The 11,989-nt window shown below is 67.5% G+C and carries 14 protein-coding genes; 10 read left to right on the top strand and 4 right to left on the bottom strand.

The features are described 5' to 3' along the window. Positions 1 to 140 precede the first annotated feature (140 nt). Positions 141 to 350 carry a type II toxin-antitoxin system VapB family antitoxin gene (gene vapB, locus RKE50_RS05105; protein WP_350034925.1) on the top strand — a complete coding sequence of 70 codons (210 nt, stop codon included), beginning with the start codon at positions 141 to 143 and terminating at the stop codon, positions 348 to 350. Next, positions 350 to 751, top strand: a complete 402-nt coding sequence (gene vapC / locus RKE50_RS05100) for a type II toxin-antitoxin system tRNA(fMet)-specific endonuclease VapC (RefSeq protein ID WP_350034923.1) — start codon at positions 350 to 352, stop codon at positions 749 to 751. The genes vapB and vapC overlap by 1 nt, the downstream gene beginning before the upstream one ends. A gap of 16 nt (positions 752 to 767) precedes the next feature. Here the strand turns inward: vapC and RKE50_RS05095 are convergent, their stop codons facing one another. Further along, positions 768 to 2,054, bottom strand: a complete 1,287-nt coding sequence (locus RKE50_RS05095) for a flavohemoglobin expression-modulating QEGLA motif protein (protein WP_350034921.1) — start codon at positions 2,052 to 2,054, stop codon at positions 768 to 770. A gap of 112 nt (positions 2,055 to 2,166) precedes the next feature. Between RKE50_RS05095 and RKE50_RS05090 the strand changes: the two genes are divergently transcribed. Beyond that, entirely contained in the window at positions 2,167 to 2,490 is a 324-nt protein-coding gene (locus tag RKE50_RS05090) for a hypothetical protein (protein ID WP_350034919.1), read from the top strand. A gap of 27 nt (positions 2,491 to 2,517) precedes the next feature. Beyond that, positions 2,518 to 3,321, top strand: a complete 804-nt coding sequence (locus tag RKE50_RS05085) for an SDR family NAD(P)-dependent oxidoreductase (RefSeq protein WP_350034918.1) — start codon at positions 2,518 to 2,520, stop codon at positions 3,319 to 3,321. A 15-nt stretch (positions 3,322 to 3,336) separates the two neighbouring features. Here the strand turns inward: RKE50_RS05085 and RKE50_RS05080 are convergent, their stop codons facing one another. Genes RKE50_RS05080 through RKE50_RS05070 form a run of 3 tightly spaced genes read right to left on the bottom strand, consistent with a single transcriptional unit; the run spans position 3,337 to position 7,566 of the window. Further along, on the bottom strand, positions 3,337 to 5,013 hold the full coding sequence (locus RKE50_RS05080; RefSeq protein WP_350034916.1) for an amidohydrolase: 1,677 nt from the start codon (positions 5,011 to 5,013) through the stop codon (positions 3,337 to 3,339). Between the two features lie 11 nt (positions 5,014 to 5,024). Continuing rightward, positions 5,025 to 6,116: a DUF2855 family protein gene (locus tag RKE50_RS05075; protein ID WP_350034914.1), complete on the bottom strand. Its 1,092-nt coding sequence runs from the start codon at positions 6,114 to 6,116 to the stop codon at positions 5,025 to 5,027. Then, on the bottom strand, positions 6,091 to 7,566 hold the full coding sequence (locus RKE50_RS05070) for a sodium/proline symporter (protein WP_350034912.1): 1,476 nt from the start codon (positions 7,564 to 7,566) through the stop codon (positions 6,091 to 6,093). Before RKE50_RS05070 ends, RKE50_RS05075 begins: the two co-directional genes overlap by 26 nt. Before the next feature lie 118 nt (positions 7,567 to 7,684). Between RKE50_RS05070 and RKE50_RS05065 the strand changes: the two genes are divergently transcribed. The 6 genes from RKE50_RS05065 to RKE50_RS05040 all read left to right on the top strand — a co-directional run bounded on the left by RKE50_RS05065 (position 7,685) and on the right by RKE50_RS05040 (position 11,898). After that, complete coding sequence (locus RKE50_RS05065) at positions 7,685 to 8,359, top strand: SDR family oxidoreductase (protein ID WP_350034910.1); 675 nt, start codon at positions 7,685 to 7,687, stop codon at positions 8,357 to 8,359. 128 nt (positions 8,360 to 8,487) lie between these two features. Further along, positions 8,488 to 8,868, top strand: coding sequence for a VOC family protein (locus tag RKE50_RS05060; RefSeq protein ID WP_350034908.1), 381 nt, complete (start codon positions 8,488 to 8,490; stop codon positions 8,866 to 8,868). Positions 8,869 to 8,878: 10 nt separating this feature from the next. Next, a complete protein-coding gene (locus RKE50_RS05055) occupies positions 8,879 to 9,334 on the top strand; it encodes an LEA/WHy family protein (RefSeq protein WP_350034907.1) in 456 nt (151 codons plus the stop codon). 87 nt (positions 9,335 to 9,421) lie between these two features. Then, positions 9,422 to 10,159 (top strand): glutathione S-transferase family protein, encoded by a 738-nt coding sequence (locus RKE50_RS05050; protein WP_350034905.1) that lies wholly within the window; start codon positions 9,422 to 9,424, stop codon positions 10,157 to 10,159. Then, a complete protein-coding gene (locus RKE50_RS05045; protein ID WP_350034903.1) occupies positions 10,156 to 10,842 on the top strand; it encodes a glutathione S-transferase family protein in 687 nt (228 codons plus the stop codon). The genes RKE50_RS05050 and RKE50_RS05045 overlap by 4 nt, the downstream gene beginning before the upstream one ends. Positions 10,843 to 10,905: 63 nt before the next feature. After that, complete coding sequence (locus RKE50_RS05040) at positions 10,906 to 11,898, top strand: AraC family transcriptional regulator (RefSeq protein WP_350034901.1); 993 nt, start codon at positions 10,906 to 10,908, stop codon at positions 11,896 to 11,898. Positions 11,899 to 11,989 lie beyond the last annotated feature (91 nt).

Genomic DNA, 11,989 nt, shown 5'->3' with positions numbered 1-11,989 from the left:
GCGGAGCACTTGTGGTGCTGACAGGGCATCGGCGCGACTACAGACTATAGCCCTGCCCTTGCCGCACGCCACGCCCCGGCATAAGCTTGTATACACATCAGGTATATCCCGAGGGCTCAACCATGCAGAGCACAGTCTTTATGAACAATCGCACGCAGGCCGTCAGGCTCCCCAAGGCAGTCGCATTGCCGGATGACGTGAAACACGTAGAGGTCTTTGCTATCGGACGGGCGCGGCTGATCGTACCGGCGGGTGAAGCCTGGGACAGCTGGTTCGACGGTCCTGACGTTTCCGAGGATTTCCTCACGGACCGGGACCAGCCACCTGCACAGGAACGCCCCGATTCCTGATGCTCAAGTACCTGCTTGATACCAACATCTGCATCTATGCGATCAAGCGCAAGCCGGTCCAGGTGCGCCGGGCCCTGAACGCGCATCGTGGACAGGTCGCCATCAGCGCTGTCACGCTAATGGAGCTTTTCTACGGTGCGGAGAAGAGTTCGTCCCCCAGGGGGAACCTCGAAGTAATCGAGGGTTTTGCGGCGCGGCTTATTGTCCTTGCCTACGACAACGCGGCCGCTGCCTGCACGGCACAGTTGCGCGCTGAGCAGGCAGCCGGTGGTACGCAAATCGGTGCCTACGACCAGATGATTGCCGGCCATGCCAGGAGCCAGGGCCTGACGGTTGTGACCAACAACCTGCGCGAGTATGCACGGGTTCCGGGGCTGGTTCTCGAGGACTGGTCTTCCTGAGCGTCGCGAGCCCCGCCTAAAGCAAAGCCCCGTAGTCGGCATGCAGCTGGTCGAAGCTCAGGCTGGCGATGAAGCGGGAGAAGCTCATCCAGGTGGCGAGGCCGCGGAGGTCGGCGAAGTGCGGGGGCACGAACTGCGGGGGCGCGACCACGCCCTCTTCCATGAGCAGCTGCAGCGTCTTGATGTCCTCGAGCGTGATCTTGCCGCAGAACAGGACCGGCAGCGTGTCGAGCTTGCCCTCGGTCATCGCCAGGCGCAGGAAGTTGAAGGTCTGCACGAAACCGCGCATGTAGGCGAGGTCCTTGGTGAACGGCGGACCCGAGGGCAGGCTGCCACGAAACACCCGCACCGCCGTGCCGTAGCTCTCGTCCTCGCCGATGCCGGCATCGCACAGGTAGCGGAACACCTCGACGAAGTCCGCCCCCTGCTCTGCCAGGGTCACCGCCCGCACCCGGTTGACCAGGCGCTGCAGCCGGCCGGGGCTGGACTTCAGGGTGAGAATCTCGGTGAGCACCGCCAGGCCTTCCTGGGTGGTGGTGGCCGAGGGCGGGCCCTTGGAGAGGAACGTGCAGTAGGGCTGCGCGGCCCCATTGAGGGTGGTACCGAGGTGGATCCAGCCTTCGTGCACCTCGAGCACGTCGAGGTCCTGGGCATTGAAGCGCGCATCGCTGCGGATCTTCAGGTAATCGGAGCCCGCCGCGGCATCGGCGGTCATCTGGTCGTTGAGCAGTACGCGGATGCCGGCATCCGGGAAGGTCGCCGAGAAGCGCGCGTTGAGGTGCTCGACGGCGGTCGGCGCATCGATGGTCTTCTCCGCCTCGGCCATGGAGTCGTTGCGGAGCAGGTTGGCAACGGTTTCTTCCATCACGGTGCCGAGGTCTGCGAGCGTCGGGTCTCCGGCGTGGAAGACGTCGGAAGCGGCGCCATAAAGGTCCTCCGCATAGCGGCCGAAGTCCTCGGTGCCGCGAACCTCGAGCATGCGCACCACCGTGGTGTACTCGCGGCAGATGCGTCGCATGATACCGGAGAGCGGGTTCAGCTGGCCGAGCTGCCGGGCAATATCGCGCTCGATCTCGTGGAGCTCCATGCGTTTTTCCCGGGGCTCGAAGTCGAGGGGGTTACGCGTTTCGTAGAAGGCAGCGTCCACCGCGGGCAGCTCGCGGCAACCGCTGGCGAAAAAGCGTTCGCGAACGTCGCTGTGCCACTTGATGGCGTCGAGGATACGAATGGGCCGCTGCGCCTCGACGATGCGATCCGAGAGCGCGCGAACGGTGGCGAGGTAGTCTGTCGTCTGCGAATCCATGCTGTGATGCGTCGGGGCACGATGCACCCCGGTACTGCATCATAGGTGACGCCCCCGGGACTTGCGAGCGCAGACCTCCTACAATTAAGCCAACTTTTTCCGGGAGCGACGCATGCATCGGCTGCTGCTTGTTCTGACCCTGGCCGCCCTGGCCGCCTGCAACGGCCGGGAGGCCGTCGAGGTCACCCTAGACCAGCTCGTGGCGCAACAGGCCGCCTACGATGGACGCACGGTCGTCGCCGTGGGCACGCTGCGCAGCCACCCGGACCCGGAGCACTACTGGATCGAGGACGACGGCTACAACCGCGTCGAGCTCGCCTGGGGCGACGACCTCGCACCCTACCTCGGCCGGCGCCTGGCCGTTCGCGGCCTCTTCCGTTTCGACCCGGATGAAGGCAGGCGCATCGACGTGGAGTACCTCGCCCCCTCGCCCTGAGCGGGGCCGGCAACGGGAGACAAGCCCATGAGCAAGGAACGACACCTCGCGCTGGTCACCGGCGCCTCCGCCGGCATCGGCGAAGCCCTGGCCACCGAGCTCGCCGCCAGCGGCTATGACCTGGTGCTGGTCTCCCGGCGTACCGGCAAGCTGCGCAGCGTGGCAAAGCGGCTGCAGGACAAGTACGGCATCGAGGCCCACGTGCGCACCACGGACCTGCTGGAACCCGGCGCGGCCGGACGCCTCGCGCGCCGTCTCGAGCGCGAAGGGCTCGTCGTGGATGTGCTCGTGAACAACGCCGGGCTGCTCGAGGCCGGCTACTTCACGGCGATGGACGCCGAAGACCTGAAGCGCATGGTGCAGCTGAATACCGGCACGCTGACCGACCTGCTCGCGCAGTTCGTGCCAGCGATGCAGGGGCGCGGCAGCGGCCGCGTAATGAACGTGGCCTCTATCGCCGCGTTCCAGCCGGTGGTCGGCCTGGCGGCCTACGCTGCTACCAAGGCCTACGTGCTTTCTCTCGGCGAGGCCCTCGGCGAGGAGCTGCGCGGCTCCGGCGTGACTGTCACCACCCTCTGCCCGGGCATCACGGACACCAGCATGATCGCCCACGCGGCCGACGACGCGCCGGGCTTCGGCGAGTTGCCGCGGGTGATTATCGGCAGCCCGGAAGACGTCGCCCGCGCCGGCGTGCGCGGCCTGCTTCGCGGCGAGCCGATCGTCGTGCCCGGTGTCTTCAACCGGGCCAGCACGCTGTTGGCGGACAACCTGCCCCGCTGGCTGCGCCGGCGGCTGATGGGCGCCCTTGCGCGGAGCCGCCTGGGCGAGTGAGGAGCCTCCTCGAGGTCAGGCCTCGAAGGTGGTGCGGCCATCCATCACCGTGCGCAGGACGGGGATGTCCTTGATCCGGTCCGGCTCCGCCGTGTGCGGGTCGTCGCCGAGGAGCACGAAGTCCGCGAGCTTGCCGGGGGTGATCGAGCCTTTGAGCTCTTCCTCGAAGGACGCGTAAGCGCCATGCACGGTGCAGATACGCAGCGCCTCGGCCACGGAGATGCGCTGCTTCGGTCCCCACACGCGGCCCTGGAAGTCCTTGCGCGTCACCATGCTCTGGATCGCCATGAGCGGCTGGTACGGCCCGGGCGTGAAGTCCGAGGCCGGTGCAACGGGAATGTCGTAATCCAGGAAGGAGCGGTGTGCGAACATGCGCTGCATCTTCTCCTCGCCGTAGTCGCCCCACTTGTTGCCGTGGTAGTGGGCGTAGGTATAGAACGGCGTCGGCACCGCGCCGGTCGCCTTGATGCGCTCGAGCAGGGACGGATTGACCAGGGAGCAGTGCTCGATGCGAAAGCGCGGGTTCCGCCCCTCCCAGCCCGCCAGCACGCGCTCGTAGGCGCTGAGCACCCGGTCGATCGCGACATCGCCGTTGGCGTGGATGCCGATGCGAAAGCCGTGGGCCACGGCGTCGTCCACCGCGGCGTCGATCTCTTCCATCCGCATGGTGAGGATACCGTAGTCGTCCGGCCGCCCCTGGTAGGGCGTGCTCATGGCCATGGTGCGCTCCGAAGCCGAGCCGTCGGCGCCGTACTTTACGGCGCCCACCCGCAGCATGGCGTCGCCGAAGCCCGAGTGCAGCCGCGCGGCCTTCATGGCGGTGTAGATCTCGTTCCTGCCGCCGGGCATGAAGCTCACCCGCAGCGCGAGCCGGCCGTCGCGATAAGCATCGTTGTAAGCCTGCCAGCCCGTCGCGTCGCCCCAGGCATCGGTGGTGGACGTGAGCCCGGACTCGGCCATGCGCCGGGTAATCAGGGCGGCGTTCTCGGCGTGACCCGCCCGGTCCACCGCGGGCCAGTCACCTGCCGCTTCAAAGACATCCACGGCGTGCTCGGCGACCTTGCCGGTGAAGGCCCCGTCCTCGCGGTAGAACTTGCCCCCTTCCGGGTCCGGCGTGTCCAGCGTGATACCGGCGATGTCCAAAGCGCGGCTGTTCACCACGGCGGTGTGCCCACCGCGGTGCCTCACGAAGATCGGGTGTTCCGTGGAGACCGCATCCAGATCGCGGCGGCTGAGGGGGCGTCCCTCGGCAAGCTTGGTGTCGTCATACATATGCCCGAGTACCCAGGTACCCGTCTTGGTGCGAGCCGCCCGCGCGCGCAGGGCCTGCTGGATTGCGGCGATGCTGCGCAGGTCCACGTTGGCGCTCACCACCTCGTTGGCAGCCAGCGGGTGACTGTGCGCGTCGATGAACCCGGGGGTGACCGTGAGACCCCGGGCATCGACCACCTCCGTTGCGGGGCCCGCCAGGTCGCGGATAGCGTCGGCGCTGCCCACGGCCAGGATGCGATTGCCGCGCACGGCAAAGGCTTCCGGCTTCGGCTGCACCGGGTCCATGCTGTAGATGGTGCCGCCGAGGACGACGAGGTCGGCCTTGCCCCAGCTGGCAGCGGCAAAACCCGGCCCGGCCGCAGCGGTAACGCCGGCGGCGGCAAGCCCCCTGGTAAAGGTGCGGCGATCGAACGGCTTCATGGGAGAGTCTCCTAGAGTGACAGGATGAGTCCTTCAGCGGGGTCGGCGCGGTTTTCGAGCAGACACCGGTAGGCTGCGCTGACGCCATCGGGGCCCTGCTCCCGCCGCACCGTGAGCCAGCCCGCGGCTTCATCCGCGAAGGGCGTCCACGCGGCGGCGAGGCGCTCGGCCACGCCGGCAGGTCCCCAGTCTTCATTGCGCCGGGCGACCTGCGTCGGCGCGAAAAAGAGCTCCGGCTTGGGGCCCGGCAGGTCGTCGTTGCCGCCGAGCGCTGCCGATTCCCAGTGCGTCACGCCCACGGAACAGCTGTAGGCCAGGTCGTCAGCGTAGTGGCGGTGGATCGACGCGCGCAGCTCACCGCTCCCGGCCATGTCCACGAAGACGACCGGGCCCTCGGGCAATGCGCCGAGCTTGTCGTAGGTCACGGCGGCGTCGTAGCAGCCCAGCGACTCGACAAAGTCCCTGTTGCCCGGCGAGGTGAGGCCGACCACGCGGACCCGACCCTTGCGCGCCCGGTGCAGGAGCCAGGCGAGACCCACTGCGGTCTTGCTGGAGGCGCTGGACAGGAGCACGGTGCCCGCGCCGAAAAAATCGTTCTCGGCAAGAAAATCGTCGATGAAGAAGCCGGTGGTGAAGAGCGGGCGGAAGAGCATCAGCAGCGCCTCGTGCTCGGAACGGTACAGCGGGTCGGCCGCGCAGCGCTGGTACTGGTTGTATACCGCCGGCAGCTGCGCACGGTGCGCGGCGCCGTCGGTAAAGCTGCGATCGCCGACCGCCGTCGGCTGCACCAGCAGGTGGCCGGCCATGGGAAAGTAGCCGTAGAAGCGTTCACCCTCCGCTACCTCGTCGATACCGCTCGAAACTACGTCGGCGAAACCCCAGACGGGAATGCGGCCCCAGCCCGACTCCGCCGCCGGAAAGAACTGCCAGTAGCCGATCATGTCACCGGTGACGCCATAGGTGATGTTGTTCGCCGTCAGCGCAAAGGCATCGATGCGCAGCAGCGCCTCCCCGGGCTCGGCCGGCGGCATGGCCTCGCTGACGATGCGGGTCTCGGCGAGCTGGTCGCGGCGGACTTCAAAGGCCTGGCTCTGGATTTCCATCAACGTGTTTTCCTCCCGGGTGTCGTGAACGGTCGAGCCGGCTCACCACCACGGTGACCAGCAGGCCGGCGATGAAGGCCGGCACCATCTCGTAAAGGCCGTAGCTGGCCTCCTTGGCGAGGAGGACCCAGCCGATGCTCGTGGCAAAGCCGGCGGCCATGCCGGCGACAACACCGCGGCCGCTGGTGCCGCGCCAGTGCAGCACACACAGTACCACCGGTCCGAAGGCGGCGCCGAGACCGCTCCAGGCGAAGAGTACCAGCGAGAAGATCACGCCGCCGCCGAAGAGTGCCACCAGGCAGCCCGCGACGCCGAGGGCGAGGGTCACCCAGGCGCCGATCGCCGCCTCGCGCCGCGAGGCTTCCTGCGCCGGGGCGAGCTGACGATAGAAATCGTGCACGATGGCAGAGGAGGCGAGGTTCAGGAGCGAGCTCACCGTCGACATCACCGCGGAAAGCACGGCGACCACCAGTACACCGGTCACCAGGGGCGGAAACAGCGCCCGGGCCAGTTCCGGCATCACGGTCTCGGCATCCTCGAGGCCCGGGAAGAGCACACGGCCGACCAGCCCGGTGCCCACGGCGCCCAGGTCGAAGAGCAGCACGACGATGATCGATACCGCCGCCGCCCGGGGCACCTCGGCGCTGTCGCGGATGGCCATGAAGCGCACCAGCAGCTGCGGCACGCCGAGAAACGGCAGGCCCACGGCGAGGCCGCTGGCGATCACCACGAGGGTGACCAGTGTGCCTTCCCCGGTCGACCAGGGCAGCAGCAGGGCCGGGGCCGCCCTGTCGAGGCCGGCCCACAGGGCGTCCAGCCCGCCGATCGCCGCCACGCCGACGAGCGGCACGGCGATAAGCGCGAACAGCATGAGCATCGCCTGCACCGCGTCCGTGTAGGCCACCGCCTTGAAACCGCCGAAGGCGGTGTAGGCAACAGTCACCAGGCCGCCGACCCAGACGCCGGTGGCGTACTCCCAGCCGAGGAACACGCTGAAGGCCTTGCCCGTCGCCAGCATCTGCGCGGCGATGTAGGCACAGGCCATGATGAGGATGATCCCGACCGCCAGGCCGCGGATCATCACTGCCTGCCGCCGGAACCGCTCGGCGAGAAAGTCCGGCACGGTGATCGTGTCCGAGTCGCGCGACGCGGCATTCAGCCGCCGCGCCACCAGCAGCCAGGCGCCGGCGACGCCGAGGGCCTCCCCCGCCACCACCCAGAGCGCCTGCAGGCCGGTGAGATAGGCAACGCCGGAAAGGCCGAGAATCAGCCAGGCGCTCTCGCCCGTGGCGTTCATGCTGAAGGCGGCCACCCAGTACGGCAGCTTCCGCCCCGCCAGGAAATAACCCGCTGCCGAGTCGTGGCTGCGCCGCGCCCAGGCACCGATGGCGAGCATCAGGCCGAAATAGACGCCGAGCACGGCCAGGATGGCAGTGTTGCCTGCGGGCATGGGTGTCGCACCTCGGAATGCAGGATGGTCCTGCTAGGGTAGCGGAGAATCCGTCCCTTGACCCGTACCGGCGCCCGGGCCGTAGAGTGGGCAACCATTGCTGAAACGGAGACACCCCATGGACAAGGTAATGCTCATCACCGGCGCGTCCAGCGGCATTGGCCGCGCCACGGCCCACGCGGCAGCCCGGGCCGGCTGCAAGCTCATCCTGACCGCCCGGCGGGAAACACTCCTTCATGACCTGGTTGCCGAGATCGGCGATGCACAGGCCCTCGGCGTGGCCGCCGACGCCGGGGACTACGCGAGCCTGACCCGCGTGGTCGACGCCGGCATCGAGCGCTTCGGCCGCCTCGACGCCGCCTTTGCCAACGCCGGCACCGGCCTCGACACACCGGGCGTCGAGGGCGGCGACCCGGAAGAATGGGACCGTATGCTCGCCGTGAACATCAATGGCCTCTTGTACACCGCGCGCCTCACCCTACCCCACCTGCGCAAGACGACCGGCCACTTCCTCATGACCGGCTCCGCAGCGGGACGCAACACGATCAAGGGCTCGGTCTACGGCGCGAGCAAGTGGTTCGTGCACGGGTTCGCGCAGAACCTCGCCGAGGAGATGAAGGCCTGGCAGGGTCGCTGCACCGTCATCGCACCAGGCATGGTCAACACCCCGTTCTTCGACGAGCCGAAGCCGGACAAGCTCGACCCGGAGGACGTGGCCGCTGCAGTACTCCACGCCCTGGCCGCCGAGCCCCGCAATTGCGTGCGCGAGATCTACCTGATGCCGGCGCTCTAGACGGTCATGGGGGTTGAACGGCACGGTGTACGGCACTGGCGCCACCGGCTCCCACAACGGCCACCGCCGGGCTATACTCGCGCAGCGACTCGCACAGCCCATAACCGATACGGATAAGGAGACACCGCATGTTCAGCCACATCATGCTCGGCGCCAACGACCTCGAAGCGTCCAAGGCCTTCTACGACGCGATCCTTGGCGCCCTCGGCCACGGCCCCGGTGTGACCGACGACAAGGGCCGCGTGTTCTACATGACGGACACCGGCATCCTCGCGCTCACCGCACCCATCGATGGCCAGCCGGCCAGCTGCGGCAACGGCAGCACCATCGGGTTTGCCGCCGCCAGCCCGGAAGCCGCCGACGCCTGGCACGCGGCCGGAATCGCCAATGGCGGTACCAGCTGTGAGGATCCGCCCGGCGTGCGCGAGGGCGGGCTCGGCAAGCTGTACCTCGCCTACCTGCGTGATCCCTCCGGCAACAAGCTCTGCGCTCTTCACCGCATGGGCTGAGTGCCCGTCGATGCTGCGCGCCTTCCTCGCCACCGGGCTCCTGTTGCTGGCAACGGCCTGCGCAACACCGGTGGTCGACTTCGACGAGCCCACGGTGGAACTCGTTGGGCTCCGGCCGCTCCCCGCGGAGGGGCTGGAGGCACGCTTCGGACTGCGCCTGCGGGTGCAGAACCCGAATACGAAAGCCCTCGCCATCGAGGGCCTGGCCTACCAGGTCTACCTGAGAGAGAAGAAGGTGCTCTCGGGCGTGAGCAGCCAGGCGGTCACGGTGCCGGCCTATGGCGAGGAGATCGTCGAACTGGAAGCGGGAGTCGGCGTTCTCGGCTCCCTGGCGCTCCTGCGAGACCTCATGGACCAGCCGGTCGACAGCGGCCTGCCCTACCGGCTGGAAACCAAGCTCTCGCTCGGCGGCGCGCTGCGTGCGCTGCGCCTGAACAGCGAGGGCGTGATCGCACCGGGCCGCTGACCGGGGCCAACAGGCCGGCCCTCGGTTGCCGGCCTCCCCGCACCGTGCCACTATCCGGACGCGGAAGAACAACAGGAGGCCGCCACCGTGAAACTCTTTTACTCGCCGTTCCACACCTTCATTCACAAGTCCCTGGTCGCCGCCCACGAGGCCGGCGTGCACGAACAGGTGACCTACGTGCCGACCTACCCGTTCTTCAACAACGACGGTGAAGACGTCTCCGGACAGTATTCCCTGGCGCCGATCAACCCGCTGGACAAGGTGCCGACGCTGGCGCTGGACTCGGGCCAGGTGATCTTCGGCAGCCAGGCGGTCATCGAGTACTTCGACAGCCAGCGCACGGATGGGGAGCCGCTGTTCCCGGCCGCCGGCCCGGAGCGCTTCGATGCCATCACGCGCCTCGCCCTCTCGGACATGATGTTCGAGCTCACGGTACAGATGGTCATGGAAGGCTGGTACCCGAAAGAGGAACAGCACCTGAAGACCTTCACCTGGGTCTGGCCGAAGATCGAGCGCGGGCTGGCCGAACTCGACGCGCGGGCAGAGAAAGGCTGGACCCGGTTCGACATCGGTCACGTCGGCATGCTGCAGATGATCAGCTACACCGACTTCCGCAACGCGTTCTACGGCGAGGGAGACCCGGTACACCCGGGCTTCGACTGGCGCGCGGGCCACGACGCCCTGGCGGCGTGGTACGACGAAGCCATCCTGCGCCCCTCCGTGACCTGGTTCTTCAACAAGGACTTCGAAGGCGACAAGAGCGCCGACTTCTTCCGCACCCAGGTGAACGAGGTTCTGGCGGCGCAGGGCAAGGAGCCGGTGTGATCACGCTCTATTACTGGCCCACGCCGAACGGCCACAAGGCATCCATCGCGCTCGAGGAAATGGGCCTGCCCTACACGGTCGAACCCGTAAACATCCTTCGCAGCGAGCAGTTCGAGCCGGACTTCCTCGCCCTGAACCCGAATCACAAGATCCCGACGATCGTGGACGAGGACGGCCCGGGCGGCGAACCGATCACGCTGTTCGAGTCCGGCGCTATCCTCGAGTACCTCGCGGACAAGACCGGGCAGTTCCTGCCTGCCTCCGGCGCCGCGCGCTACGAGGTGCTGACCTGGCTCTACTTCCAGGTCGCAAGCATGGGCCCCATGCTCGGTCAGTGCGGTCACTTCATGGGCTATGCGCCGGAAGACGTGCCCTACGCCCGCGAGCGTTACCACCGCGAGACGAAGCGCCTCTACGGCGTGCTCGAGCAGCGCCTGGCGGACCGGGAGTTCCTCTGCGGCGACTTCAGCATCGCCGACATGGCCACTTACCCCTGGATGATGCCGAAGATCCGCGAGCTGCACCGCATGGACATCGACGAGTGGCCGAACATCAGGCGCTGGGAGGCGGCCTGTACCGCGCGGCCTGCCACGGCCCGCGGCACCGCCGTCCTCGAGGACGTCATGAAGATCGGCAACCCGGACGAGGATGCGTTCCGGAGCCTGTTTGAGCGTGAGGGCTGAGGCGGGGCGTCGTCTTCGGGCGACCTAGCTCTCTCCCCGAGCGTCGGCACTGCCCGCTTCGCTATGGCTATCCCGCTCCTGCGCATCGGCGAGCTTCGGGAGGTCCTCGGCACGATCAGTGCGGCGGCTGCAGAGGGTGCTGACCTGGCGCAGGACCAGCTGGCAGACCCGCGCGGCTTTCTCGGTGTGGATGCGGTCTGGCGTCTCTTTTCTGCACAGATCGCCGTTACCGGCGACGAGCTCCTCGGGCTCGGCAAGCGTGCGCATCCTGCGGGTCTGACGGAGATCATCGTCGCGAGAGCACTGCATGCCGCCACGCTCGGAGAGGCCATGCAAGTCTTCTGTGCCACCGCGAACCTGCTTCAGGACGAACTGCGCGTGACGCTGCGCAGCCGCCATGGAGAATTGCTGTTGTCGGCCATGTTTCCGAAGCAGCTCGATCGGCGTCATCAACTCTACCTCGAGATTGCCTGCCTCCCGTGGCACTGCACGTTTCGCTGGCTGTCAGGCTCACAGCTACCGCTTCGACGCTTTGTCACCCACCCGAGCCGGCGCGGTGCAGGTACCCAGCTGATGGCGATGATGGGCTGTCCCATCCGCTACCACGGAAACGGCGTGACCCTCGTCTACCCGGAGGTGGTAGCCGACCTGCCGTCCAGGCAGCCACCCCTCGCCGCCTGGCGCCGTGGTATTTATGAGGTCCTGCTGGAGCAGCTGCGGGAACGCCCGAGCCAGTTTCACGATGACGAGCTCGTCGACTACGTGCAGCGAGCCCTGCGCCAGGGAGTGCAGAGCCAGGCAGCCATCGCGTCGTCCATCGGCATGAGTGTGGCAACCCTGCGTCGCCAGCTGGCGCGACGGGACACGGACTTCAGGAGGCTGCGGGACCGGGTTATCGCGGAAGACGCGGTGCAGCTCCTGCACGCGGGCTACACGACTGAAGGCATCGCCGAAAAGCTGGGGTTCTCCGACGCGCGCAGTTTCCGACGCGCATTTCAACGTGTCCTGGGCCTGTCCCCGGGCCAGTTCCGGGCCAGGCTGACACAGCAGGACTGAGCGAAAAGGTCCCCCCGGGCTTGCTCCGCAACGTCCTTTCCCGACAGCGGAGCATTCGCCACAGTCGGTTCATAGCTATAACAGGAGGCCA

The organism is Pseudohaliea sp. (assembly GCF_040217025.1).
GTDB lineage: Bacteria > Pseudomonadota > Gammaproteobacteria > Pseudomonadales > Halieaceae > Pseudohaliea.
This window is presented reverse-complemented; position numbering and strand designations above follow the sequence as displayed.